Source organism: Streptosporangium sp. NPDC000095 (genome assembly GCF_042899335.1).
Lineage (GTDB): Bacteria > Actinomycetota > Actinomycetes > Streptosporangiales > Streptosporangiaceae > Streptosporangium.
The window spans coordinates 58,482-83,912 of record NZ_JBIAZS010000017.1 but is presented as its reverse complement, the minus strand read 5'-3'; the positions used below and the strand labels follow the sequence as shown (position 1 = coordinate 83,912).

At 70.9% G+C, this 25,431-nt stretch carries 23 protein-coding genes and 2 pseudogenes; 9 read left to right on the top strand and 16 right to left on the bottom strand.

Annotation, left to right across the window (positions count from 1 at the left end; genetic code table 11):
* Positions 1-175 precede the first annotated feature (175 nt).
* Positions 176-1,207: a hypothetical protein gene (locus ACFY3V_RS31265; protein ID WP_389778462.1), complete on the bottom strand. Its 1,032-nt coding sequence runs from the start codon at positions 1,205-1,207 to the stop codon at positions 176-178.
* On the bottom strand, positions 1,200-1,586 hold the full coding sequence (locus ACFY3V_RS31260) for a DUF4158 domain-containing protein (protein WP_389778617.1): 387 nt from the start codon (positions 1,584-1,586) through the stop codon (positions 1,200-1,202). The genes ACFY3V_RS31265 and ACFY3V_RS31260 overlap by 8 nt, the downstream gene beginning before the upstream one ends.
* A 78-nt stretch (positions 1,587-1,664) precedes the next feature.
* Here ACFY3V_RS31260 and ACFY3V_RS31255 point away from each other — a divergent pair.
* Positions 1,665-2,630: pseudogene (locus tag ACFY3V_RS31255) on the top strand (IS5 family transposase).
* Positions 2,631-2,691: 61 nt separating this feature from the next.
* Here ACFY3V_RS31255 and ACFY3V_RS31250 read toward each other — a convergent pair.
* Together ACFY3V_RS31250 and ACFY3V_RS31245 are read right to left on the bottom strand one after the other, a co-directional pair.
* On the bottom strand, positions 2,692-3,813 hold the full coding sequence (locus tag ACFY3V_RS31250) for an IS630 family transposase (RefSeq protein WP_389778460.1): 1,122 nt from the start codon (positions 3,811-3,813) through the stop codon (positions 2,692-2,694).
* Between the two features lie 95 nt (positions 3,814-3,908).
* The gene (locus ACFY3V_RS31245) at positions 3,909-4,145 is read right to left on the bottom strand and encodes a DUF4158 domain-containing protein (RefSeq protein WP_389778458.1); all 237 of its coding nucleotides are present in this window, start codon (positions 4,143-4,145) and stop codon (positions 3,909-3,911) included.
* A 259-nt stretch (positions 4,146-4,404) separates the two neighbouring features.
* Between ACFY3V_RS31245 and ACFY3V_RS31240 the strand changes: the two genes are divergently transcribed.
* From ACFY3V_RS31240 to ACFY3V_RS31205, 8 genes and pseudogenes are all read left to right on the top strand, one after another.
* The gene (locus ACFY3V_RS31240) at positions 4,405-5,535 is read left to right on the top strand and encodes a serine hydrolase domain-containing protein (RefSeq protein WP_389778456.1); all 1,131 of its coding nucleotides are present in this window, start codon (positions 4,405-4,407) and stop codon (positions 5,533-5,535) included.
* A gap of 591 nt (positions 5,536-6,126) precedes the next feature.
* Complete coding sequence (locus tag ACFY3V_RS31235; RefSeq protein ID WP_389778454.1) at positions 6,127-7,239, top strand: serine hydrolase domain-containing protein; 1,113 nt, start codon at positions 6,127-6,129, stop codon at positions 7,237-7,239.
* Positions 7,240-7,283: 44 nt separating this feature from the next.
* A pseudogene (locus ACFY3V_RS31230) lies at positions 7,284-7,658 on the top strand (hypothetical protein); the annotation flags it as partial.
* 201 nt (positions 7,659-7,859) lie between these two features.
* Positions 7,860-9,860 carry an AAA family ATPase gene (locus tag ACFY3V_RS31225; protein WP_389778452.1) on the top strand — a complete coding sequence of 667 codons (2,001 nt, stop codon included), beginning with the start codon at positions 7,860-7,862 and terminating at the stop codon, positions 9,858-9,860.
* Positions 9,861-9,924: 64 nt separating this feature from the next.
* Positions 9,925-10,209 carry a hypothetical protein gene (locus tag ACFY3V_RS31220; RefSeq protein ID WP_389778450.1) on the top strand — a complete coding sequence of 95 codons (285 nt, stop codon included), beginning with the start codon at positions 9,925-9,927 and terminating at the stop codon, positions 10,207-10,209.
* 3 nt (positions 10,210-10,212) lie between these two features.
* Positions 10,213-10,524, top strand: coding sequence for a helix-turn-helix transcriptional regulator (locus tag ACFY3V_RS31215; RefSeq protein ID WP_389778615.1), 312 nt, complete (start codon positions 10,213-10,215; stop codon positions 10,522-10,524).
* A gap of 3 nt (positions 10,525-10,527) precedes the next feature.
* Positions 10,528-11,406 carry an alpha/beta fold hydrolase gene (locus tag ACFY3V_RS31210; RefSeq protein WP_389778448.1) on the top strand — a complete coding sequence of 293 codons (879 nt, stop codon included), beginning with the start codon at positions 10,528-10,530 and terminating at the stop codon, positions 11,404-11,406.
* Positions 11,407-11,431: 25 nt separating this feature from the next.
* Positions 11,432-12,118, top strand: coding sequence for a hypothetical protein (locus ACFY3V_RS31205; protein WP_389778446.1), 687 nt, complete (start codon positions 11,432-11,434; stop codon positions 12,116-12,118).
* A 260-nt stretch (positions 12,119-12,378) separates the two neighbouring features.
* Here ACFY3V_RS31205 and ACFY3V_RS31200 read toward each other — a convergent pair whose 3' ends face one another.
* The 12 genes from ACFY3V_RS31200 to ACFY3V_RS31145 form a co-directional block, all read right to left on the bottom strand.
* Complete coding sequence (locus ACFY3V_RS31200) at positions 12,379-13,182, bottom strand: SDR family NAD(P)-dependent oxidoreductase (RefSeq protein ID WP_389778444.1); 804 nt, start codon at positions 13,180-13,182, stop codon at positions 12,379-12,381.
* Positions 13,183-13,203: 21 nt separating this feature from the next.
* Positions 13,204-14,631 (bottom strand): NAD-dependent succinate-semialdehyde dehydrogenase, encoded by a 1,428-nt coding sequence (locus ACFY3V_RS31195; RefSeq protein ID WP_389778442.1) that lies wholly within the window; start codon positions 14,629-14,631, stop codon positions 13,204-13,206.
* Complete coding sequence (locus ACFY3V_RS31190) at positions 14,628-15,713, bottom strand: NADH:flavin oxidoreductase/NADH oxidase (RefSeq protein ID WP_362904511.1); 1,086 nt, start codon at positions 15,711-15,713, stop codon at positions 14,628-14,630. The genes ACFY3V_RS31195 and ACFY3V_RS31190 overlap by 4 nt, the downstream gene beginning before the upstream one ends.
* A complete protein-coding gene (locus ACFY3V_RS31185) occupies positions 15,710-16,741 on the bottom strand; it encodes a medium chain dehydrogenase/reductase family protein (RefSeq protein ID WP_362904509.1) in 1,032 nt (343 codons plus the stop codon). Before ACFY3V_RS31185 ends, ACFY3V_RS31190 begins: the two co-directional genes overlap by 4 nt.
* Before the next feature lie 3 nt (positions 16,742-16,744).
* The gene (locus ACFY3V_RS31180; RefSeq protein WP_389778439.1) at positions 16,745-17,464 is read right to left on the bottom strand and encodes an SDR family NAD(P)-dependent oxidoreductase; all 720 of its coding nucleotides are present in this window, start codon (positions 17,462-17,464) and stop codon (positions 16,745-16,747) included.
* A 3-nt stretch (positions 17,465-17,467) separates the two neighbouring features.
* A complete protein-coding gene (locus tag ACFY3V_RS31175) occupies positions 17,468-18,331 on the bottom strand; it encodes a sugar phosphate isomerase/epimerase family protein (RefSeq protein ID WP_389778437.1) in 864 nt (287 codons plus the stop codon).
* A gap of 24 nt (positions 18,332-18,355) precedes the next feature.
* A complete protein-coding gene (locus ACFY3V_RS31170; RefSeq protein ID WP_350949650.1) occupies positions 18,356-19,603 on the bottom strand; it encodes a Xaa-Pro peptidase family protein in 1,248 nt (415 codons plus the stop codon).
* Positions 19,600-20,484 (bottom strand): NAD(P)-dependent oxidoreductase, encoded by an 885-nt coding sequence (locus tag ACFY3V_RS31165; RefSeq protein ID WP_389778434.1) that lies wholly within the window; start codon positions 20,482-20,484, stop codon positions 19,600-19,602. The genes ACFY3V_RS31170 and ACFY3V_RS31165 overlap by 4 nt, the downstream gene beginning before the upstream one ends.
* Complete coding sequence (locus tag ACFY3V_RS31160; RefSeq protein WP_362904500.1) at positions 20,481-21,545, bottom strand: alcohol dehydrogenase catalytic domain-containing protein; 1,065 nt, start codon at positions 21,543-21,545, stop codon at positions 20,481-20,483. The genes ACFY3V_RS31165 and ACFY3V_RS31160 overlap by 4 nt, the downstream gene beginning before the upstream one ends.
* Complete coding sequence (locus ACFY3V_RS31155; RefSeq protein WP_350949647.1) at positions 21,542-22,609, bottom strand: ABC transporter permease; 1,068 nt, start codon at positions 22,607-22,609, stop codon at positions 21,542-21,544. The genes ACFY3V_RS31160 and ACFY3V_RS31155 overlap by 4 nt, the downstream gene beginning before the upstream one ends.
* Positions 22,606-24,156, bottom strand: a complete 1,551-nt coding sequence (locus ACFY3V_RS31150) for a sugar ABC transporter ATP-binding protein (protein WP_389778431.1) — start codon at positions 24,154-24,156, stop codon at positions 22,606-22,608. Before ACFY3V_RS31150 ends, ACFY3V_RS31155 begins: the two co-directional genes overlap by 4 nt.
* Positions 24,157-24,240: 84 nt before the next feature.
* Positions 24,241-25,302, bottom strand: a complete 1,062-nt coding sequence (locus ACFY3V_RS31145; protein WP_362904496.1) for a sugar ABC transporter substrate-binding protein — start codon at positions 25,300-25,302, stop codon at positions 24,241-24,243.
* Between the last annotated feature and the right edge of the window lie 129 nt (positions 25,303-25,431).

The window sequence follows — 25,431 nt, the reverse complement described above, 5'->3', positions numbered from 1 at the left end:
CGCCACTGTCGCGAGACTTCCCACATCCGCGGACCTGTACGTCGCGCCGCCGTCGAGCGTCTCCGCACCGAGTTCGCCTCAGCCGCCGTACACGAAGAACTCGGCGATGCCTGAGCCCACGCCGCGTCGTCATCGTCAACGGGGGGTCGATGGCGGACCCGGACCGAACGACGGATCACCTTCGAGATCGGCAGGTGGAGTGTGCCGCGGCATCAAAACACTTCAGTGCTTCGCGACCGCTGTGCTCCGGCGCATCAGGTCGGCGCGGTACGCATTCGCGTGTGCCACGAACGCGTTGACCAGCGCCGGGTCGTCGATCGTGTCCGGATTGAGGACCGCGGCCGCGTCGGCGCCGTGGAAGAGCCTCTTCAGCCACCTCGTGGCGGCGCAGCGATTCGCGTAGCCGCTCGACGGCCGCCACGGTGTAGGCGTGTCGGTTGAAGGTGCCCGCGTGCTCGCCGCGCTTGAGGAAGACGCGCCGGTGCCAGGCCGAGGTGAGCAGGTCCGCGGGGACCTCGCGGGGGTCGATGTCGGTGCGGCGGCGCTCGATCGCTTTGAGGAGGTCCAGTGCCTGCAGGACCTCATGGCCGCGCCGTACTCCCTGACCGGCGACCTCGGCGGCGTCGGCGTCGAAGTCGAGGTGCTTGAGTAGTTTGGGCAGGAAGCGCCGGATGGTGGCGTAGCGCCGCAGCAGTTCCTCTTGGAAGTCCTCATCCGGTTCGCGGGCGATGTCGCCGATGACGTCGGCGGCGGAGTGGATGGCGGGCAGGTCCATCTCATCGAGGGCGGCGCGGATGTCGCCGTTGGGGATTTCGGCGACGGAGCGGATTTTCAGCCACACCTCGCGCAGCACGATCGCGGCGGTGTCGAGGTCTTTGAGAGTGCGCATCCGCTCTTTGGTCGCTTTGAATGCCGAGGTGCGCAGCAGGTCGCCGACCGCCAGGTCGAACACCTCGGACCGCGTCGTCGGCCGACTGGGGGCCATGGTCGCGGCGAAGGCGACCAGGGTGGCGAGTTTGCGGCTCCCGGCGAGTTCGGCGACGGCCTGGGCTCGGGCGGCGTGGGCGAAGCGGGCCAGCGCGGCGATCTTGCCGGGCGGCACCGCGCTCAGGTCCCAGCTGGCCGCGCCCAGGTCGCGCAGTTCCACATGCCGATTCAGGGCCTTGACCAGGCCGGTGCCGCTGACGTCGGTGGGGCTTTTACGCAATCGGTCCAGCCGGGGAGACCCGCCGGCCCTCCTCGACCTTGACCAGGTTCTCCAGCACGACGGCCTGGTTGGGGCTGGGGGCTACGGCCAGCAGCGCGTACTGGCGGGCGGCGACGCGCTCGCGCAGCGCGGTGATCAGCCGTTCCAGGGTGGTGACGCCGGGCAGCAGGATCTTGGCTTCCACCAGACGGTGGGTGGCCAGGTCGAACAGCACGATCGGGCGCTCGCCCGTGGTCCAGGCCCGCTTGTAGAGCCAGCAGGCCAGCGCGAACCACTGCTCGCCCTCAAAGGCGGTGAAGCCGTAGCCGGTGCGGATCTGCTCCTGATGATCCCAGCGCGCCTCCTTGGCGCCGTACCCCTTAAGGTCGGCTGCCTGCAGGCCGAGCTAGGAGCTGTTCGAGGTTCGGATCTAGGTGAGGGCCGGTAGCGGGCTGGTCGTGGCTGGTAGAACTCGGACGTGGCGCGCTTTGATGTGACAGATGCCGAGTGGGCGTTGATCGAGCCGTGTCTGCCGGTGGCGGCTACCGGGCCGCTTCCTCGGCGGGTGCGTGATCAGTTCAACGGGATCTTGTGGCGGTTTCGCACCGGGTCGGGCTGGCGTGATGTGCCGGAACGCTATGGGCCGTGGTCCACGCTCTACTCCCGGTTCAACAGCTGGGCCAAGGCCGGGGTGTTCCAAGGGCTGATGCAAGCGCTGATCGCCGAGGCCGCCTTGCGCGGGCAGGTCGGGCTGGAGGTGGTCAGCGTGGACTCCACGATCGTGCGGGCGCATCAGGAGTCGGCCGGGCTGGCGGTGGCCGGACAGACCCTGGATGCGCTGGAGCAGGCGCTGACCGAGGAAAAGGGGGCTCCGCTGGCCCAGCAGCCGCCAGTGTTGCGGGTGATGCGCCGCAGGTCACGCCCGGCGCGGACGATACGGGCGGCGCGGGCGCGTCGCCCGCGCCGGATCGTGCCGCCACGCGGCGACGGCGCAAGGCCCGCGCGAGGGTTGCCGGGCTCGGCCGATCCCGGGGCGGGCTGAGCAGCAAGGTCCATGCCGCAGCCGATACCGCCGGGCTGCCGCTGGCCTTCGTGCTCACCCCTGGCCAAGCCGGCGACTGCCCGCGGTTCATCACCGTCCTGGACAAGATCCGCGTTCCCGGCCGGGTTGGCCGGCCTCGGACCCGCCTTGTCCGCAGTGGCCGCGGACAAGGCCTACTCCTCCAAGGCCAACCACAAGAAGAAGGGGTCAGCGGGCGGGCGGCCCGTCGGCTTCGATCCCGAGCGCTACCGGCAGCGCAACACCGTCGAACGCTGTTTCCAGAAGATCAAGACCTGGCGCGGTCTGGCCACTCGTTATGACAAAACCCCGGAAAGCTACGAGGCCGGGCTCTACCTCCGAGGCTCGATCATGTGGCTGAAACTCCTCACCTCACCCACATGATCCGAACCTCGAACAGCTCCTAGTGCTGTGACCGCATATGTTCACCGGGTTGGGTAAGCCTTCAGGCTGCCCGTGCGAGGGGTCGGCTGCCCCAGCGGATGCCCTTCTCACTACGGACGCGGGCGCGCTCACGGCGTTGGGCGGCCAGCACGTCTGGATGGCGGGCGTGGGCGTTGCGCCAGCGCAGATAGGCGTGCAGTGCCCGGGTCTGGACGGTGTGGTTGGGGTGGTCGGAGTTGGCGATGGTGAACTGCCGTAAGGGGCCGAAGTGCGCCTCGATCGGGTTGGCCCAGGAGGCGTAGGTCGGCGTGAACAGCAGCCTGACCTTGTGCTTGGTGGCCCAGGTGCGGATGCGCCAGTTCTTGTGCGCCGACAGGTTGTCCAAGCTGACGTAGATCGGTGCGCCGTCCGGCCGGGCGGCGCGGATCGACTTCAGAGCGGCCCAGGTGGGGGTGATGCCCTTACGACGGCGGTTGACGCCCCACAGCAGATCGTCGCCGACCGAGTAGCAGCCGTGGAAGTAGGTCACGCCATGGGGGCGGCGGTAGGTGGCCGGCAGCCGGTCCGGCTCGCCGTGCGGTGCCCAGCCCGAACCGGCGGTCGGGCGGATGCCCAGTGGTCCGAACTCGTCGAAGGCGAAGGTGCGCTCGGGCCGTTGTGTCAGGGCGTACTCGATCTCCTGCAGTTTGGCGTTGAAGTCGGGGTCGGGGGATTCTTTCCAGGTCTTGGTGCGCTGGAAGGTGATGCCGTGGCGGGCCAGCAGGGTGCGTAGCGCCTCCCTGCCGAGGGTGAAGGCGCGGCCCGGCAGTCGCTGCAGGTAGGCCAGGAGCTTGCGGATGGACCAGCGGGTGAACGGCTGGCAGAGTTTGGCCGGTCGCGTGGTAGCCGTCTGCGCGACGAACTGTTCATCCTCAAGGCTCAGCAGGCGGGGACGGCCTCCCGCCCACCGAGGGTCCAGGCAGGCCAGCCCGATCTCGTTGAAGCGATGAATCACATCGCGCACCGTGTCCTCATCGGCGGCCACCAGTCGGGCTATCACCGGCACCGTGTTGCCGCCGGCCGAGGCCAGCAGGATCATCGCCCGTCGATAGCGGACCGTGCTCATCGTGCCGCGCCGCACGATCCGCTGCAGCTTCTGCCCTTCCTGGTCTGTGAGCCTACGCACCTTGACCGGTTGCGTCACCCTGCCTCCCAAGCGCCGATCGAACGTGATCGGCACCCATCCAACCGGCACGAGCGTCCTACACACCAACCCGGTGATCGTTTCCGGTCACAGCACTAGTCGACCACCGCGGCGGGAACGTCCTCGGGATCGTCCAGGAAGCAGTTCAAGAACCGTGCCGTGCCCAGTTGCACGGACCAGCCGAGCTGGTTGCGTGCGCCGTTGGCGGCCATCGCCCGGCGCCGGTCATCGGCATCCAGGTGGAAGAAGGCGCCCAGCTGAGCGATGTCGGGCACGGCGTTGAAGACACCGTATCGGCTGCGTTGCTCGGCGGACAGGAAACTGACCGGCATAGGGGCCTCCAGGCATGCCAGGATGCCCCCACCTCACACGGCGCCCTCGGATATCAGCAGCGGTCAGGCCAGATGATCAACATGACCGATTACGTGGTGAATTGTGCCAGTCCCACGCCGGTCATGATCACCGTCGTCCGGCTCATGACGGGGGCTCCGTGCAGAGCCACCTGGCCCTGCACGGTTAACGCGGAGGAAACACTGCCCTCGTTAGAACTTGTGCCCCACAGCCGAGTATTCGACCTGGAAGAGAGACTTCATGATTCTGCGTCGAGCGACGTTCACTAGCACAGCCTCGCTGGCGTGCGCGGCGCTGGTCTTGAGTGCGGCCCCGCCCGCCACCGCCTCGACGGCTGCCGCCCCCGTCAAGGTCGGGGACGTGCAGCAGGCGATGGAGGCGTTGGTGAAGACAGGCCACGTGGTGGGCGCCATCGGCGCTGTGTACGTGGACGGCAAGCAGATCGGGAAGGGATCAGCCGGGTCCCGCCTGCTCAACGGCAAGGGCGGCGCGATCCCCTCGAACGCCCGCTACCGGATCGGCTCGCAGACCAAGACCATGACCGCCACCGTGGCGCTGCAACTGGTCAAGGAAGACAAGCTGAGCCTGGACGACAAACTCAGCAAGGTCCTGCCGGAGGTGGTGGAAAAGGACCTGGTGGAGCGGGCCGACGAGATCACCGTACGCAATCTGATCCAGCTCACCTCGGGCATCCCCGACTACATCGGCCCGGACACCTCCGACCCCGCGCGTAACTACCGCCCGACCGACCTGCTGGCGGCCTCGCGCAAGAACGCCCGGCCCGTGGAGGTCGGGACCTTCAACTACTCCAACACCAACTACATCCTGCTCGGCATGATCATCGAGAAACTGTCCGGAAGGTCACTGGCGGCCGAACTCAACCGCAGGCTCTTCGCCCCGCTCGGCATGCGCCATACCTACCTGCCCGCCAAGGCGAGCGAGGGCATCAAGGGCCCGCACGGGCACGGCTACGCCCCGGACGAGACGGGCACGATGCGCGATGCCGACAAGATCAACGCCACCACCATGCTCGGCGCCGGCGGCGTGATCTCCACCGCGCGCGAGATGAGCGTCTTCCAGCATGCCTTCCGCCAGGGCAGGCTCCTGCCGGCGTCCCTGAGTAAAGTGATCACCGACCCGCCTCCTGGCCAGTCGGCGCCGCCTGCGGGCGGTCCGTGCGCCGGCAAGCCCGAGTTCGCCGCAGGAGGCGGGGGCAGCGCCCCCGGCTTCACCGCCGCGACCCTCACCTCATCCGACGGGCGCGTACAGTTCGCCGTGTCCCTGACCCTGGCCATGGACAATGCCGAGCGCAGCACCGTGCCGTTGCGCATCACCAACGCCCTCAAATCGCTGTTCTGCCCCGCGAAGTGATCACTCCAGCCGCACATGGCGAGCGTGATCAGATCCTGATCGCCAAGTGCGGCTGGAGGATTGAGAACCCATGGGCGGCGCGTGGCGCGTACGTGGCATAGCTCTGTGACGCCGGATGATCGAGAGGGTTTTCGCGCATGTCAGCGGAGCGGCTTCAAGATCCGTGACGTTCCGCGAAACGATTGGCTCGGCCTACGAGAGCGGGGCAGTTCCGGCTGGATGAAACACAGGGACGGCCGACCGGACGGTCGCGCACCTAAACGCCACCCAGCTGTCGGCCCCCGGGTCGACTTCACCGTCAGCCCCCGCTTCCCATTCGCCGGCCCGCATCGCGAGGCCTACTGCACCACCATCGACCTGCCGGCCTTAGCGCGCGACCTGCGCGACGGCACGCTGCTCACCCTCGCCCACGTCGGCCTCTCATCGACAGCAAGATGATCATGCCGACTTCGGAACAGCCAGGCCTCACCCGCCGGCAACTGTTCCACGGCGACACCTCTGGCGCCCATCGGCGAGACGGCACGACAGATCATCACGTGACCCGCCCGCGCACCTTCCTGACCCTTTCGTCCCCTCGAAGGAGTTGTTGTCGTGAAGCACATTTCCGTTGCCGCCGCGACCGCGGCAGCCCTGCTGCTGGCCACCGCCTCGCCCGCCACGGCCACCGGCGCCACCGCGATCGGCGACGTCCAGCAGGCCATGGAGACCCTGGCCAAGACGCCCGGCGTCGTGGGCGCCATCGGCGGCGCGTACGTGGACGGCAAGCCCGCCGGCCGGGGCACCGCCGGTTCGCGGCTGCTCAACGGCAACGGCGGGACCATTCCGGCGGATTCTCGGTTCCGCATCGGCTCGCAATCCAAGACGATGGTGGCCACCGTGCTCCTCCAACTCGTCGAGGAGGGCATGCTCGGCCTGGACGACAAGCTCGCCGACCTGCTGCCCGAGGTGGCCGCCGACGCTCTGGTGGAACGGGCCGACGAGATCACCGTCCAGCAACTGGTCCAGCACACCTCCGGCATCCCCGACTGGTTCCACCGAAGCGGCTCGACCGCCCCAGCGTTCGACGTCTTCGACTTCACCACCTACTACCGGCCCATCGACATCGTGAAGACGACGCGGGGCCGGCCGCGCACCGGCGAGCCGGGCGAGACGTACACCTACTCCAACACCAACTACACCCTCATAGGCATGATCATCGAGAGGGTGACCGGGCACACCCTGGCCCGCGAGCTCGACCGGCGTCTCTTCCGCCCACTCGGCATGACCGGGACCTACCAGACAACCAAGCCTCCGGAGGGCATCAAGGGCCCGCACGGGCACGGCTACTACCCCGACTCCACCGGAACCCTGCGCGACGTGCACCGCTTCAACGCCAGCTGGGGCAACGGCGCCGGCGGCGTCGTCTCGACCACGCATGACGTCAGTACCTTTCGGCGAGCCTTCGACCAGGGCAGGCTGCTGCCGCCGTCGCTGCAAGAGGTCCTCACCGCTGGCAGCGCGCAGCAGGGCACGGGCCTGTGCGGAGGAAAACTGAAAGGCCAGATGCTCGGCGGCTCGGCGCCCGGCCTCACCACACTGACCTTCTCCTCGACCGACGGCCGGCAGCAGTTCGCCATCTCCATCACGCGGAGCACCGTCGACGACAACGCCGTCGTCCCCGCGATGATCAAAACCGTCGAAGCCGTCCTCTGTCCGACGGCTTGAAGCCCTACCCGGCACGTCCGGCCTGGTAGGCGCAGCACCGAAGCCAACTCGTCGGCCAGGTCCGGGAAGGCGGCCGCGACCCGTTCAACGCCGACCTCACCCAGCTCATCGGCGAACTGTCCACCCGCAGCGACGACTTCCGCACCCGCTGGGCCCGCCACGACGTCCGCCTGCACCACGCGGGCAGCAAGACCTTCCGCCATCCGGCCGTCGGCGACCTCACCCTCGACTACGAGTCGATGGACCTGCACGCCGACCCCGGCCTCAACCTCACCGTCTACACCGCCGCCCCGGACACCCCCGCGCACGACGCGTTGCGGCTGCTGGCCAGCTGGGCCGCCACCCTCGACGCCGCTGCGGACGACACCGGGTCCCGCTCCTCCCGCCTGCCGCACGAGGGGGCCGCCGGCCAGGACTGACGGACAACCCGCCTCAGCGGACAGCGCCGTGCACAACCTGCTCCCCGACGCACAATGGTAGAGAATGACGAATCAGCGGAGAACTGTGCATAGTGGGAGGAAACGGGCAAAGAGGGGCCAGTTCGCGCTGGAGCAGCGTACGGGCACGGTGTCGGTCACCACGATGAATGCCGTGCTCCGCCCCCTTTAGAGTGGACTCCTGTGCTTTACGGAAGATCTGCAGAGATCAGCGCGCTCGACGGCGTGATCGCGCGAGCCCGCAATGGCTGCGGCGGGGCGGTGGTGCTCCGGGGCGAGGCCGGCGTAGGCAAGACCGCCCTGCTCGACGCGGCGGCCGCGCGGGGCGAGGCGATGAGGGTCCTGCGGACCGGCGGCGTCGAATCCGAAGCCGATCTCGCGTTCGCGGCGCTGCACCGGCTGCTGCGGCCGGCGGCCGGGTTACTCGACGCGCTGCCCGGGCCGCAGCGCGACGCCGTGCGAGCGGCCCTGGGGCACGCCGCCGGCGGCGGGGGCGACCGCTTCCTGCTGGGCGCAGGCGTGCTGTCGTTGCTGGCCGAGACCGCCGGCCAGGAAGGCCTGATCTGCGTGGTCGACGACTTCCAGTGGGCCGACCGGGCCTCGGCCGACGCTCTGCTGTTCGCCGCCAGGCGGCTGGGCACCGAACGGATCGCGATGCTGTTCGCCGTCCGCGGCGACGCTCCGGTCAAGGACGTGCCCTTGACGGTGGGCGTGCGCGGCCTGCCCGAGGACGCCGCGGCCGAGCTGCTGGGGTCCCGGCACGGGCCGCCGACCGTTTCGGTGAGACGGGAGATCATCACGCTGACCGGGGCGAACCCCCTGGCCCTGAACGAGATCGCCGCCCGGTTGACGCCCGGACAGCTCGCCGGCCGTGAACCGCTGCCTGACCCGCTGCCCGGTGGCGCCCGGCTTTTCGGTGACCGGGTGGCCGGGTTGTCGGCTCCCGCCCGGCTGGTCGCCCTGCTCGCCGCTGTCGAGACCGACCTCGAGGTGGTCCTGCGCGCGGCGAAGAGGCTGGCGCCTGGGTCGGGATCGGCGGCTTTCGCCGAGTTGGAGGAGAGCGGGCTGGCCGAGGTGTCGGGCACCGGCGTACGCTTCCGTCACCCGCTCATGCGATCCGCGATCCACGAGGCGGCCGCCCCCGCCGAGGTCCGCCACGCGCACGCCGTCCTGGCGGAGCTGACCGCGGGCGACCGCAGGGCCTGGCACCTGGCCGGAGCCTCCCTGGGCCAGGCCGAGCCGGTCGCCGTCGCGCTGGCCGAGGCCGCAGGGCGGGCCCGTGACCGCGGCGGGTACGGCACCGCCGCCACCGCACTGGCCAGGGCCGCCGAGCTGACCCCCGACCCGCGCGCCCGCGCCGTCCGGCTGAAGGACGCCGCCGTGGCGGCCTGGCTCGCCGGCCTGCCGGGACAGGCCGAATCGATGCTGGCCGAAGCACGCGAAGGGGCCGGCGGCGACATCACGCTCACGATGGAGATCGCCCGGCTCCGGGGCCGGTTCGAGCTGAACTCGGGCAACGCGGCCGAGGCCGTGCGGATCCTGGCGGCGGGCGACAGCCTGGAGATGCTGGCCGACGCCGTGGAGGCCGCCTCGTACGTCGGTGACACGGCGGCCGTCGTCGAGCTCGGTCGACGGGCGGCGGCGCACCCCGAGGGGTTCCTGCGGGACACGGTGGCCGGGATCGGGTCGACTCTGAACGGGGACGCCACCGGGCCGGCCTTGCTGCGGCGGGCACTGGCGCGGGCGGACGGGCTGGAGGACGCGGTGGGCTACCTGTGGGCGACGGCTGCGGCCAGCGCTCTGGGCGAGTCGGATGTGGCGAGCGAGATGGCCGAGCGGGCCGGGCGAGTGGCCAGGGTGTCGGGGATGGCCGGGCAGCTGCCCGTCGTGCTGGAGTTCGTGGCGACCGCCGAGCGCCTCGCCGGGCGGCTCTCGCGCAGCCAGGCCGTCTCCGAGGAGGGTCTGGCGCTGGCGCGGGAGGCCGGGTACGAGAACGCCGTGGCCGCGCACCTGGCCAATCTGGCGGTGCTGGCGGCTCTGCGCGGCCAGGAGGAGCCCTGTGCACGGCAGGCCCGTGAGGCGCTGGCCATCGCCCTGCCGCACCGGGTCGGACTGCACGCGGGGGTGGCCGCGTACGCGCTGGCGATGCTCGAGTTGTGCCTGGGCCGCTACGTCGGCGCATGACCGTTTCCGGGCGATCGCGGTGGCGGGGCCGGGCGCGGGACATCCGACCGTGGCTTGGCGGACCATGCCGGATCAGGTGGAGGCCGCGGTGGCAGCGGGCGACGAGGCCGGCGCCCGGGCGACGCTTGCGGCCTACGAGCGATCGACCGAGCATGCCGCGACGTCCGAGTCACGCGCGCTGCTGGCCCGCTGCCGCGGCCTGGCCGAATCGGATGAGGAGGCCTTCGATGAGGCGCTGAGGCTGCACACCAATCCTTTCGAGGCGGCCAGGACCGCCCTGCTGCTGGGTGAGCGTCTGCGCCGTACGCAGCGGTCAGGTCGAGCACGAGCGCATCTGCGGATGGCGTAGGAGATCTTCGAGCAGGCCGGTGCCCGGCCGTGGGCGCGGCGCGCGCAGGACGAGCTACGGGCGGCGGGCGAGAACGGCGGCGCCCCGCCCCCCAGCGCGCTCGACGCGCTGACCCCGCAGGAACTGCGCATCGCCGGCCTGGTCGCCGACGGGGCGTCGAGCAAGGAGATCGCCGCCCGGCTCTTCCTGAGCCCGCGTACGGTCGAGTACCACCTGTACAAGATCTATCCGAAGCTGGGCATCGGCTCCCGTACGGATCTGGCACGGCTAGTAGTTCTACGGAAGGCACCCGTAGCCGGAAACGACATGCTCTGAGGCATGCGAAACGTCACCATCTGGAGTGAGGAGTTCGGTGCCGAGACCGACGCGCCGATCCTGTTGATCATGGGTTCGATGTCGCAGGGCATCCTGTGGCCGGACGAGCTCGTCGGCCGGCTGGCCGCCGGAGGCCGCCGGGTGATCCGGTACGACCACCGTGACACCGGCATGTCGGGCACCGTCGACTTCGCGGCCGAGCCGTACACCTGGAACGACATCAAGAACGATGTCTACCGCGTGCTGGATGCCCACGGATTGGACAGCGCGCACCTGGTGGGCCACTCGGCGGGCGGACTGCTCGGCCAGCTCATCGCCGTGGAGGCGCCGGAGCGGGTGCGGTCACTGACCGTCATCGCCTCCTCGCCACTCGGCGGCGGCGAAGGCCAGGTGCTCCTGCGGGCCCTGATGGGCCGGCCGCAGCCCGAGGGCAGCCTGCCGGAGCCGGCGCCGGAGTTCGTGGAGTTCTTCCGCGCGCTGATGGCCGCCCCGCCCACCCAGGACCGCCGCGCGCTGATCGACAGCATGATCGCCGTGCAGCGCGTGCTGCACGGCACCGGGCTGCCGTTCGACGAGGACGCGGCGCGCCGACTACAGGAACGCATCCACGGCCGGGCCCGCGACCTGTCGGCGGCGGCCAACCACCGGCTGGCCGCAGGGGCCGGCCCCGACTTCGAACCGGTGGACGCGCTGCACCGGGTACAGGCACCCACGCTGGTCATCGAGGGCAGCCACGAGCCGGTCAAACCGGGGCACGGCGCGATCATCGCCGAGCAGATCCCGGGAGCGCGGCTGATGACCGTGGCGGGCATGGGGCACACGCTGCCGCCGGAGACCCACCAGGAACTGGCCGACGCGATCCTCACGCACACGGCCGGGTGAGGAAGTCCGTTGCAGACTCATCGCCGTGGCGCTCACGGTGTGGGGTGGCATGTGGCTGTTCGGCCCGCTGGCCCGGCCCCGCCATGATCCGTCGGTCATCTCCCGCGAGTGGCTGCGCGGATATCCGCTGCGGCCGTGGCGGCCGGCGCGGGCTCTGTCGTGGACCGAACTTCTGGGCGTCGGACCGCTCATCACGCTGGCGTGCCTGTCATCGCTGGTGGTGCTCGCCGCACCGGGCGGCACAGCGGCGGTGGCGGCCGCCGTGGCCGCGATGGCGGCCCAGCTGTATCTGCTCATCTGGGCGGGCAAGACGGTGGCGGCACTGGCGGCCTGGCTGCTGCAGACCCGGGCCGGGATGACGCTGGCCGCCGTACAGACCGCGATCATGCTCGCGCTGTCGTTCGCCGGATGGGTACCGGTCGCGGCCTGGCTGCTGCCCCACCTCGGCGAGGGAGACCTGGCTCTGGTCACCTCCACGGCCGGGCGGCTTCCCGAACCGATGATCGACATGCTCGCCGCGTCGCCCATCGGCTGGGGGTACGGCGCAGCGCTCGCCGCCCGTGACGGCACCGGGGCGGGACCGGTCCTGCTGCCGCTGGCGGCACTGCTGGCCTCGGGTGCCCTGTTGCAGCTGTGCTGGATCGCGCTGACGGTGCGCGCCCTGCGCCGGCCTCCTCGCCGGGCGAGTCCGCGGCGGCTCTGCCGGGCCTGACAGCCGCCTTCCTCGTGAGGCGTGGAAGGCGGCGCCGTGATGCGGAAGCGGGATGGGACCGAACCATTACAAGAACCACGGACGTGGCTGATCGACCTGCATCGGAACGGAAAACGGCGCCGGCCTCGCCCGGCCGGGCCCGCTAACGCCGTTTTCCGTTCGGTCGCAGCTCAAGCCCCGCCGTACGGGCCGGTGCCTCTCGTGGCCGGACGGGACGAGAAGGGCGGCGCCCGGCCACGGAGACGGTGTGGTCGCGGAGGTTAGTAGAGGGCGCGGATGCTTCCGCCGTCCACGCCCCAGACGGCGCCGGTGACGAAGGCGGCCAGCGGGCTGGCCAGGAAGAGGACGACGTTGGCGACCTCTTCGGGAGTGCCGAGGCGGGCCAGCGGCAGTTGACGGAGTTGCATCTCGTGCTCGACCGCGGCCATGGGCTCCTTGCCGTGCAGGATGGCGAGGTTGTCGGCGAAGCCGCCGGGCTTGGTCCAGAAGGGGGTCCAGATGGGGCCGGGGGCGACGGCGTTGACCCGGATGTGGGGGCCTTCCATGCGGGACAGGCCCTTGGTGACGGCGAGGACGGCGGCCTTGGAGGCGGCGTAGTCGATGGGCTGGGTCTCCGGCTGGCGGGCCAGGTCGGAGGCGTTGTTGACGATGGCCGGTGAGTTCTGGGAGGCCCGCAGGTGGGGCAGGGCGGCGCGGCTGATCCGGACGTAGCTCATGAAGTTGAGGTTCATGGTCTGCAGCCACTCGTCGTCGGTGAGCTGCTCGAAGGTGCGGACGTTGCCGGTGCCGACGTTGTTGACGAGGATGTCCAGGCCGCCCAGGTGGTCGAGCGCGCCGGTGACGGCGTTCTCACAGCCGTCCAGGGTGGACAGGTCGGCGCGGACCGAGCGCAGCGTGCCGGTCAGGTCCTTGGTGTCGGTCTCCAGTTGGTCGAGCAGGGCGGCGTCGTGGTCGGCCGCGACCACGTCGGCGCCTTCGGCGAGCATCGCGCGGACGGTCGCCGCGCCGATGCCGGACGCGCCACCGGTGATCAGGACTTTACGTCCCGCGAGGTGAGTTTGCATGGATACTCCGTTTCGTGTGGTTCAGATGTCGGCGGCGATGTACTTGGTCTCCAGGAACTCGTGGATCCCGTCGAATCCGCCCTCCCTGCCGAGCCCGCTCTGCTTGACGCCGCCGAACGGCGCCGCGGGGTCGGAGAGCACGCCCCGGTTGAGGGCGACCATGCCGGCGTCGAGCTGTTCCGCGACCCGGAGCCCTCGGCGCAGGTCGCCGGTGTAGACGTAGCTGATCAGCCCGTACGGTGTGGCGTTGGCCCTGGTCACCGCCTCTTCGTCGGAGTCGAACACGACGATGGGGGCGACCGGTCCGAAGATCTCCACATCGAGGATGGCGGCGTCCGGCTCGATGTCGGCCAGCACGGTGGGCGGGTAGAACGCCCCGGGCCCGTCCAGGACGGCCCCGCCGGTGACCGGGCGTGCGCCGGCACCGACCGCCTGGTCGACCAGTTCGGCGACCTTGCCGCGTTCGGTCGTGGAGACCAGGGAGCCGATGTGGTTGGCGGGGTCGAGCCCGGAGCCCACCTTCAGTCCGGCCATCGCGTGGGCGAACGCGGCGGTGAACTCCTCGGCGACGGCGCGGTGGACGTAGAAGCGGTTGGCCGCGGTGCACGCCGCGCCGCCGTTGCGGAGCTTGGCGATCATCGCGCCCTCCACCGCCGCCTGGACGTCGGCGTCGGCCAGCACCAGGAACGGCGCGTTGCCGCCCAGTTCCATCGAGGTGCGCACCACCTGGTCCGCGGCCTCGTGCAGGAGGACCCGGCCGACCTCGGTGGATCCGGTGAAGGAGAGGTTGACGACCCGGGGGTCGTGCAGCATCTCCCTGACCCGTTGCGCGGTGGGCGCGGCGACCACCACGTTGACCACACCGTCGGGGACCCCCGCGCGGGCCAGTACGTCGGCCACGGCCAGCGCGGTGAGCGGGGTCTCGGTGGCGGGCTTGAGCACCACCGAGCAGCCCGCCGCCAGCGCCGGGCCGATCTTGCGGGTCGCCATCGCGGCCGGGAAGTTCCACGGCGTGATGAGCAGCGACACCCCGATCGGCTGGTGGGTGACGATGATGCGCTTGTCGCCGCCGGGGGCCAGCCGGTAGTCGCCGGTGACCCGGACGGCCTCCTCGGCGAACCAGCGGAAGAACTCGGCGGCGTAGACGACCTCGGCCTTGGCGTCGGCCAGCACCTTGCCGTTCTCCCTGACGATGAGCCGGGCGATGTCGTCGGCCTCCGCCGTCATCAGCTCGTACGCGCGGCGCAGGATCTCGGCGCGCTCTCTGGGGGCACGGGCGGCCCACGGTGCGAGGGCGGCGGCGGCCGCGTCGACCGCCTGGGCGCATTCGCGCTCGCCCGCCACGGCGACCTCGGTGATCGGCTCGCCCAGCGCGGGATCCAGGACCGGCAGCGTGTCGGTCCCGGGGACCCATTCGCCGCCGATGAACAGTTCGGATTTGATTTTCACGAGTTCTCCACGGGAGTGGGGCGGGATTTGGCTCGCTCGTACTGGACCGGCCAGGGCAGGTCGGCGCCGACCTGCCCTGCGGCGGCCAGCGGCCAGCGCGGGTTGCGAAGCGCGGCCCGGCCGATGAGCACGGCGTCGGCCTGGCCGGAGGCGAGCACTTCCTCGGCCTGCCGGGGGTCGGCGATCCGGCCGACGGCGGCGGTGCGTACGCCCGCGCCCGAGCGGATCGTCTCGGACAGGTCGGTCTGGTAGGTGCCGTCGGCCGGGATGGCGGCGTCGGGGAGCAGCCCGCCGGAGGAGCAGTCCACCAGGTCCACGCCGAGCGCGGCGAGTCGCCTGGCCAGCTCGACCGAGGACGGTGGATCCCAGCCGCCGGGCGCCCAGTCGGTGACCGAGATGCGCACCAGCAGCGGGCGGTCGTCCGGCCACGCCTCGCGGACGGCGGCGACGACCTCCAGGGGGTAGCGCATCCGGTTCTCCAGCGAGCCGCCGTAGCGGTCGGTGCGCCGGTTGGTCAGCGGGGAGAGGAACTCATGCAGCAGGTAGCCGTGCGCGGCGTGGAGTTCGACCACGTCGAAACCGGCGCGCAGGGCGCGTTCCGCTCCGGCGGCGAAGGCGTCCCTCACCGCCGCCAGGTCCTTCTCGGTCATCTCCCGGGGGGCGGGCAGGTCCCCGTACGGGACCGGCGAGGGCCCGATGGTCGGCCAGCCGCCGTCGGCGTAGGGCACCCGGCGCTCGCCGGTCCATGGGGCGGAGGTGGACGCCTTGCGTCCGGCGTGCGCGAGCTGGAGGCCGATGAGCGTGCCCTGCTGGTGGACGAACCGGACGATCCGCGCCCACGCCTCGGTCTGCTCGTCGCTGTAGATGCCCGCGCAGTACGGGCTGATCCGGCCCTCGGGGGTGACCCCGGTGGACTCGGCCACGATCAGCCCGGCCCCGCCGGTGGCCAGGCCGCCCAGGTGGACCAGGTGCCAGTCGGACACCAGGCCGTCCTCGGCGGCGTACTGGCACATCGGGGAGATCCAGACGCGGTTGGGGAAGGTCAGTCCGCGCAGGGTGAGCGGTGTGAAGAGCGGGCTCACCGGTGCCCACCTCCGTCCGGGCTGAGCATGACCTTGGCGTGGCCGCCCGCGTCGCCGGCGGCCGCGACGGCGGCGGCGCAGTCCTCGAAGGCGAACACGTCGGAGACCATGGGTGACAGGTCCAGGCCGGTACGGTCGAGCAGCCGGAGCGTGGGTTCCCAGATCTGCGGCGGCGCGCCTGTGGAGGACGACAACCGCAGGTTGCGGTTCTGGATCTGGTGCAGCGACACCTGCTCGGAGCGCCGGTGCGCCAGGCCCATGAACAGCACCCTGGCGTCCTGGGCGGTGACGTCCAAGGCGGCGGCCTGCGCGGCGGGGGCGCCCGACCCCTCCACGACCAGGTCGGCGCCGCGCGGGCCGAGCACGTCCAGCACGGCGGCGGCCACGTCCACACCGGGGGCGGCCTCGACGCGGTGGTCGGCGCCCAGCCGCGCGGCCAGGGCCAGCCGGTACGGGCTGCGGTCCACAGCCACCACCCGCGCGCCGAGAGTGCGGGCCAGGCCGACCATGGACAGGCCGATGGCACCGCACCCGAAGACGGCCACGGTGTGGCCGGCGTCGGCCCCGCCCGCCGTGCGCAGCGCCTGCAGGCAGCAGGCGAGCGGCTCGACCAGGGCGGCGCGCAGCGAGGAGACGGCGGGCGGGACGGCGAAGCACATCGCCTCGGGGACCAGGAAGGTGTCGGCCATCGCGCCGTCGGTGGACACCCCGAACCAGATGTTGCCGCCGAGCGCGCCGTGCCCGATCACCCGGTCCCCCGGGCGGAACCGGGAGGTGTTGGGGCCCGCCTCGACGACCACGCCGGACCATTCGTGGCCGAGCACGTGCGGGAAGCGGACCTCGAAGCCGGGGTCCATCCCGCCGGAGAGCTGCTCCAGGTCGGAGCCGCAGATGCCGACGTACTCGGGGCGGACCCGCAGGGCGGCGTCCTCCATGGGCGGGACGGGCAGCAGGTCGCAGCTGACCGTCAGGCCGCCGTCCGACCGGTGGACCACCACGGCCCTGCGCGAGGTTTCTGAGATCGTCATGGCTCAGTGCACGATCAGGCCGCCGTCGACGACGAGTTGCGCCCCGGTGATGAAGGACGCCTCGTCGGAGGCGAGGAACAGGACGGCGGCGGCGACCTCGTCGGCCCGGCCTGCCCGGCCGAGCGGCGTCTGCTGTACCAGGTCGGCGGAGATCTCCGGATCCTGGGCGTCGGTCATCGGCGTGGTGATGAGCCCGGGGTGGACCGAGTTCACCCGGATGCCGTCGGCGGCGTAGGACATGGCGGCGTTCTTGGTCATCACCGTGACGGCCCCCTTGGCCGCCTGGTACGCGGCGACCCCCGCCGAGCCGATCAGCCCCCACGCCGAGGACATGTTGACGATCGCCCCGCCCCCGGCCTGCCGCATCGCCGGGATCACCGAACGCATGCCGTAGAAGACGCCTGTCTGGTTGACGGCCACGATGCGGTGCCAGTCGTCCAGAGCGATCTCGGTCAGCGAGTCGTAGGAGCCGACGAATCCGGCGCAGTTGAACAGGACGTCGACGCGTCCGTGCCGGTCGGTGATCTCGGCGACGAGGGCGGCCCACGAGTCCAGGTCGGCGACGTCCAGCCTGCGGTGGTGGGTGCGGCCCTCGTCCCTGGGCCGCGCGGCGATGTCGGCGGCGTAGACGACGGCGCCCTCGGCGGCGAACCGCTCGGCGGTGGCCGCGCCGATACCGCTGGCGGCGCCGGTGACGATGGAGATCTTGTCGGTGAGTGGCATGGCTCAGGCTCCTTCAGACGGCTCGAACTGCCGGGCCGCCGTCGTGTACGCCTCCGGCAGCGCCGACTCCAGCGGGCGCACCCGGTAGGTCTCGGAGAGGATCTCCACACCCCACGGCCCGCTCCAGCCGAGGTCGCGCAGCAGGCCGATGAACTCGGTGACCCGGAAGTCGCCCTGGCCGCAGAGCCTCCGCCTCAGCACGGTGTCGGTGTAGCCGTCGCCGATCTGCTCGGCGGCCCCGTCGTCCAGCTCGACGCCCTTGATCAGGTCGATCGGCAGGCGGGCCAGCTCCTCGAAGGTGGCGGCCCCGCGCTCGACGTGCCACAGGTCGAGCATGAGACCTCCGGCCGGGTGTCCGGCGGTGGTCACCAGCTCGACCGCCCTGGCCAGGGTGTCGATGTTGGAGAACGGCATGAACTCCAGCGCCACGGCGGTCCCGGCCTGGGCGAACGCCTCGCTCACCCGATGGAACCCGGCGGCGGAACGTTCCAGGTCGTACGGGCCGCCGGTGATGTCCGGGCCGATCTTGACGTGGTGCGGGCCGAGGGTCTCGCTCGCCTTCACCAGCAGGTCCAGGACGCGGTCGGACTCGGCCCTCTCCTCCTCGTCCAGCCACCAGTCGGTCAGGAACTCCAGCTCCAGGTGGCGGATGCCGTTGTCGTCGAGGATCCGCCGCAGCGTCGGCAGGTCGGAGGTGCGGAGGAACTCCTCCAGGTCGACGTGCATCAGCCCGAAGCCGGCGAAACCCGCGCGGGCCGCCTGCTCGATCCGTACCGGCAGAGGGATGGGGCTGGCGTCTCGGCCGGGCAGCGGGACGGCGTCTCCCGCGGTGGTCCAGCAGGTGGCCAGCAGGTCGGGGTGGGGCATGGGGTTTGACTCCTAACCGGTCCGTCAGTACGGGTTGGCGACGAAGAGGTCCTGCGCGGGGAAGAGGGTGATGACCTTCGCGCCCTCGCGGGTCACCACGACCTCCTCCTCGATGCGGGCGGCGGACCTGCCGTCGCTCGCCGGGCAGTAGGTCTCCAGCGCGAAGACCATGCCCTCCTCGATCTGGACCGGGTGCTCGATCGAGTTGAGGCGTGAGATGATCGGCCGCTCGTGCAGGCCGAGCCCGAGGCCGTGCCCGAACTGGAGGCCGAAGGCGTCCATCTCGGAGGCGAAGCCGAAGTCCTGCGCCCTCGGCCAGGCGCGGGCGATCTCGTCGGTCCAGGTGCCGGGTTTGACCAGCTCGATCGCGGCGTCGATCCACTCCCTGGCCTTGGTGTAGGCGTCCCGCTGGGCCGGGGTCGAGGAGCCGACGTTGAGCGTGCGGTAGTAGCAGGTCCGGTAGCCGTTGTAGGACTGGATGATGTCGAAGAAGCAGGTGTCGCCCGGCCGGATGATGCGGTCGGTGAAGTTGTGCGGGTGCGGGTTGCAGCGCTCGCCGGAGACCGCGTTGATCGCCTCGACGTCGTCGGAGCCCATCTCGTACAGGTAGGCGTTGGCCATCGCCACCAGGTCGTTCTCCCGGATGCCCGGCTTGAGCGCTTCGGCGATGCGCTGGTAGGCGCCGTCCACCATGGCCGCGGACTGGTTCAGCAGCAGGATCTCGTCGATGTTCTTGATCTGCCTGGCCTCCAGCATCACCTGCTGGCAGTCGGCCATGGTCAGGCCGGCCTGCTGCATGGCGAACAGCAGCGGCGGCTCGGCGATGTCCACGCCGACCGGCGCGTCCTGCTGACCCGCCTCCACCAGCAGGTCCTTGATCTCCTGAACGGCGCGGGTGAACAGGCCGACCTCGGGGGCGACCGCGCCGCGCAGGCCGACCATGCCAGCCCGGCAGTTGTCCGGCAGCAGCCACGGCGCGTACAGCTTGTGGTGCTTGGCGGCCGAGCCGAAGTCCCACAGGATGGGTTCGCGGCCCCGGATCAGCAGGGCGTACCTGGTCATCTTGTCCCGCGACCATTCGCCGATCACCGAACCGGTCAGGTAGCGGATGTTGTTGACGTCGAAGACGAGCATCGCGCCGAGGTCGGAGGCCTCCAGCGCGGCGCGGGCGCGGGCCAGCCGGTAGTCGCGGAGCCGGGTGAAGTCCACCCGGGTCTCGAAGTCCACGCCCATGTGGCCGGGCGCGCCGATGGCGTTCGGGTCCAAGGTCATGCGGTTACTCCTTTTCCGGCCGCTTTCTCCTGCACGGCCAGCAGCGACAGGAAGTCCTCCTCGCCGTGCCCCTGCGCGAGGGCGGCGACCAGCAGCGTGCGCACCATGGCGACGAGCGGCAACGGCACCTGCCCGGCGGTCGCCTCGGCCAGGCCGAGGTCGACGTCCTTGAGCAGCAGCCGGGAGGTGAAGGTGGGGGTGAGGTCCATCGTGCGGACGGCCTCGGTCTTGTAGCGGGTGAACGCCGAGCCGACCACGCTCTCGTTGAGGAACTCCATCAGCGTGCCCCGGTCGACGCCGAGTCGCTCGCAGAGCACGACGACCTCGGCCAGACCCTGGGTGGTGATGGCGAGCAGCAGGTTGTGGCAGATCTTCAGCAGCCGGGACTCGTCGCCCGCGCCCGCGTAGGTGGCGGCCCGCCCGATCGCTTCCAGCACCCCCCGAGCCCGGTCGTAGGCCTCCGGAGAGCCCGAGCAGACGAACGACGCGGTGCCCGCCTCGAGGGCCGACGGGTTGCCGCTGACCGGCGCGGACAGGAACGGCACCCCCGCCTCGGCCGCCGCCTCCCGCACCCGGCGGGAGGATTCCACCGACACGGTGGAGGTGTCCACCAGCACCGACGGGCGGTGCTCGGCGGCCAGCAGCGCGAGCGCCACGTCCTCCAGGTCCGCGGAGGCGGCCAGGCTGGTGACGGTCACCTGGGCGGTCGCCGTCTCCCCCGGCTCCGCGGCGAGCTGCGCCCCCGCCTCGTGCAGCGGCTCGGCCTTGGCCGGCGTGCGGTTCCAGACGGTCACCGGGTGACCGGCGAGCAGCAGCCGGCGGACCATCGCCGATCCCATCCGTCCCGCGCCGATCCAGCCGACGGTGGTCTTCTCACTCATCCGGGTTCCTCCCCCTGGAGTTCCGACAGATCGATGACGAGCTTGGGCCGGGCCCGGCCGGCCTCCCGCATCCGGTCGAACGCCTCGCGCGCCCCGGCCACCGGGAACACCCGCTCGATGAGCGCGGTGGGGGAAACCGCGCCGTCGGCGATCAGGTGCAGTGCCCGGGGCATCAGGTCGACGCCGCCGAGCACACCGGACAGGCGCAGGCCCTTGGTGACGAAGGCCGCCAGGTCCACCCCGTCCACCGGACGGCCCGGGATGCCGACCTGGAGCACGCGCCCGGCGATGCCGGCGACCCTGGTCAGCACCGGGCCGATCGCGGCGGACCCGGTGGCCTCGATCACCACCTGGTAGGCGTCGCTCGGCGCGTCCTGCGGCGTCCAGGCAGCCCGGGCGCCGAGCTGAAGCGCCATCTTCAGCCCTTCGGGGTCGATGCCGATGACGTCCACCGGGCTGCGCATGGCGGCGGCGACCTGCACCGCGAGCAGGCCGAGGGTGCCGGTGCCCAGCACGGCGACGGGCTCGCCCGGCTGGGCGGCGGCCTCCTCGAAGGCGCTGAGCACGGTCACCAGTGGCTCGGCCAGCAGCGCGTGCGCGCTCTCCACCCCGGCGGGCACCACGTGCACGTTGGCGGCCGGGATCCGCAGGTAGCGGGCCGCCGCGCCGGGCACCGCCCCGCGCACACCCAGCTCGTACCGGTCCGGGCAGAGGTTGTAGTGGCCGCCGCGGCAGGTCAGGCACTGACCACAGGACAGGAACGGCTCACCCACCACCCGCTCGCCGACCAGGTCGGCGGGGACCGAGGGCCCGACCGCGACGACCTCGCCGGCCCACTCGTGGCCGAACCTGATCGGGAAGTGGGTCAGCCCGCTCGACACGTACGCGCTGCTGCCGTCGAGCAGGTGCACGTCGGTCCCGCAGATCCCGAGGTAGGCCACCCGTACCAGGACCTCGCCCGCGGCCGGCTCCGGCACGGGCACCCGTTCCACGGAGAGGACCCCCGGGGCGGTGAAGACCAGGGCGGGCATGGTGCCCGCGGGCCACTGTCCGGCGCTCATGCCGGTGTCCTTCGGCCCGAGAAGCGCTGGGTGGAGACCCAGCCGACCAGCAGCGCGGCCAGGATGATCGCCCCGTACGCGGCGTTGATCCAGAACGACGGCACGTTGGAGAGCGTGAGGATGTTCTGGATGACGCCGAGCAGGATCACGCCCAGAGCGGCGCCGATCAGGTTGCCCCGGCCGCCGTTGAGGCTGATCCCGCCGATGACGGCGGCGGCGAACACGGTGAAGATGAGGCCGTTGCCCTGGTTGGCGGTCACCGAGGCGATCCTGCCGGTCAGCATCAGCCCGGCCAGGGCGGCCAGCAGGCTGCCCGCCACGATCACGCCGATGGTGAGCCGGGTGGTCTTGATCCCGGCGGCCCTCGCCGCCTCCAGGTTGCCGCCCATCGCGTAGATGCTCCGGCCGGTCGGGGTGAGCTTCATGAACACGTACGCGCCGGCGAAGGCGAGCACGAAGATCCACGCCTGCACGGGCAGGCCCAGGATGACGCCGTCGCCCAGGTAGGTCATGGCATCGGGCAGCATCGCGTAGGTCTGTCCTCCGGACAGGCCGATGGTCAGTCCCTGCAGCAGGATCAGCATGGCCAGGGTGACGATGAACGCGTTGAGCCTCAGCTTGGCGATCATCAGCCCGTTGGCCAGGCCGATCAGCAACACGGCCGGGATCATGATCAGCAGGCCCGCCCAGAACGGCAGCCCGAACCCGCTGTCGGCCACGCCGGAGACCAGCACGGCCAGCAGCATCGGCGCGAAACCCACGGTGGCCTCAAGGGACAGGTCGAAGTAGCCGCCGATCAGGATGAGGCTCTCCGCGATCACCAGCACGCCGAGCACGGCCGAGGTGGTGATGATGTTGTCGATGATGTTGGTGGTGGTGAGGAAGGCGGGGCTCACCACGGCGCCCACGATCACCGCCAGGATGATGATGGGCAGCAGGGTGAGCACGACGGGGTCGACGGACCTGCGCGCCCGCCGGGTGGCCGGCGGCGAAGGTGACGACGGCGACGACGGCGCGGCGGCCACCGACTCCGGCGCCGGTTTCTTCGGGGATAGTGCACTCACTGTGAATCTTCCTCTCCAGACGGCCGCCGCTCCGGCTCGGCGGTGCCGTCACCCTGCACGGCCGCGGCGATCATGCCTTCGGTGAAGGGGTGCCGCAGTTCCGTCGACACCTCCCCGTGGACCATGACGACGATGCGGTCGCAGATCTCCAGGTCCGCGTCGTCGGAGCTCACGATCAGCACGGCCCGTCCGTCCGCGCGGAGCTCCTCGATGGTGTCGTAGATCGACTTTTTGGCGGACACGTCCACCCCGGCGGTGGGGTTGACCAGGACCAGCACCTTGGGGTCGGCGGCCACCGAGCGGGCCAGCACGACCTTCTGCTGGTTGCCGCCGCTGAGTTCCTCGGTCGGCTGGGTGGCGCCGTAGGCCTTGATGTGCCACTCCCCGGCCAGCCGCGAGTAGAACTCGTCCCGCTTCCTGCCGTTGATCAGCCGGAACCTGTTGACGAATCGCGGCATGATGTTCAGGGTCGCGTTCTCGGCCACGCTCAGTCCGGGCACGTAGCCGCTGATGTGCCGGTCCTCCGGGGTGAAGCCGATGCCGGCCTGGATGCAGCCGCTGATGTCGCCGAGCGGCAGCGGCCTGCCGTCCAGGGTGACGGCGCCCGACTCGGCCGGGCGCTGGCCGGTGAGCACCTCGGCCAGTTGCATGTGCCCGGCGCCGTCCAGGCCGGTCAGGCCGACGCACTCGCCCGGCCGCAGGGCCAGATCCACGTCGCTCACCTTGGGTGCGGTGACGCCGGAGGCGACCAGGACGGGCGGCAGGGTCGGTTCGGCCCTGGCCGCGTGCGGGCCGTCGCCCGCACCGGCCGCCGCCTCGCCGACCATCGCGTCCACCAGGTCGGGCACGGTCATCCGGGAGAGCCGCTCGGTCAGCACCGTCCAGCCGTCGCGCAGCACGGTGACCGAGTCGCACACCTCGAAGACCTCGTGCAGGTGGTGGGAGACGTAGATGATCGTCACGCCCCGGGCGCGGGCCTTCTCGATGTGGTGGAACAGGCGCTGCGAGGCGCCTCGGTCCAGACCGGCGGTGGGTTCGTCCAAGAGCAGCACCCGCGGCCCCTGGGAGAGCACCCGGCAGATCTCGACGACCTTCCGTTCCAGCGGCTCCAGCTGTTCGACCGGGGTGTCGGCCAGGTGCGCGTACTCCCATTCGGCGAGCAGCTCGGTGGCCTGCCGCTGCACCTCGGACCAGCGGATGAACCCTGCCCGAGAGCGGGGGAACCTGGCCAGGGCGATGTTCTCCGCGGCGGTGGCGGCGGGGATCAGCGTGCTGCGCTGGTAGACGCATCCGACGCCGGCGGTTCCCGTGGCGTCGCCGTCGGCGAGCACCCTGACCGAGCCGCTGTCGGGCTGGGTGAGGCCGGTGAGGATCGACATCAGGGTGGACTTGCCCGCCCCGTTCTTGCCGATCAGCGCCCGTGACTCGCCCCGGTTGACGGTGAGGGACACCGCCGACAGCGCCTTGGTCGGCCCGAACGCCTTGGACACCTGGTCCATCACGATGGCCTGCTCCGCGCCGGCCTGTTCTGAAGGGGCCTGTGGCATTGCTCCGCGCCCTCCTTCCTTGGGTTCTGGATCGTCTCCGGTGGCGGGCCCGCGGGCGCGCCACCGGAGATCACCGGGAGGGGGTCAGCCGTTGCCCCACAGGCTGGGGTCGTCCACGTTCTCCTTGGTCACCGTGGGTGAGGGAAGCAGGTCCTGGAGGGACTCCCCGACCTCGACGATGGTGCTGTCGTGGTCGGTGGGGCCCGGCTGGTAGGTCTTGCCCGCGATCGCATCCTGGATGTACTGGATGCCGTACTTGGCGTACAGGTCCAGCGGCTGTGACACGACGGCGTCGAGGGTGCCTTCCCGCACCGCCTCCAGCGCCGCCTTGGAGCCGTCGATGCCGACGGTGACGATGTGGTCGGGGTCGCCGACCTTGGTGAGCTTGCCCTGCTTGCGCAGCGCCTGCTGGACTCCGGCCAGGCAGACCGACTCGCTGCCCATGAACAGACCGGTCAGCTTCTCGGTGCTGAGCACCGTCTGCGCCTGGGTGGCGCACTCGTCCGGCTTCCAGTTCATCGGCTTGGAGATGACCTTGACGTTGGGGAACTTCTCGGCCATGCAGGTGGTGAAGCCCTTGCTGCGGTCCTGGCCGTTCTGGGTGGCCAGGTCGCCCTGGAGGTCGAGGACGGTACCCTCGCCGTTGATCTGCTTGCCCATGTACTCGCAGGCGGCCGTGCCCATGAAGACGTTGTCCGCGCGGACCACCATGTAGATCTTGCCCGAGTCGGCGCCCAGGTCGACGGTGACCACGGGGACGTTCTTGTCGTTGGCCCGGCCGATGGCGGGGGCGACCGCCTTGCTGTCCACCGGGACCACGATGAGGCCCTTGACGCCCCGGCCGAGCAGGGTGGTGATGTCGGCGTTCTGCTTGGCCGCGTCGCCGTCGGCGTTGACCGCGGGCAGCAGGTTGACGCCGGCCGCGGTGGCCTGCTCGCCGAGCTGCTTGACCAGCTGGACCTGGAAGGCGTCGGTGAGGAAGGACTCGGAGAAGCCGATCTCGCCGCTGTCGGCGGCGGCCGGTTCGCCGGTGGCCGCGCCGTCGCCGGTGGCCGTGGTGTCGCCGGAGGAGCATGCGGTGAGGGTGAGGGCTGCCGCGGCGAACAGGGTCAGTACACGCCTGCCCGTTGTGATGTGGTATGACATGAGACCTGCTTTGCTTGGGTGGTGATGTCGTTCTTCGTGTACTGACCGTTCGTTGCGGGACGGCCATGTGGAGGGCGCGTCCGGGAGTTCTGGTCCCGGAGTCACCTTTCGCCGCAGCGTGCCGGACGC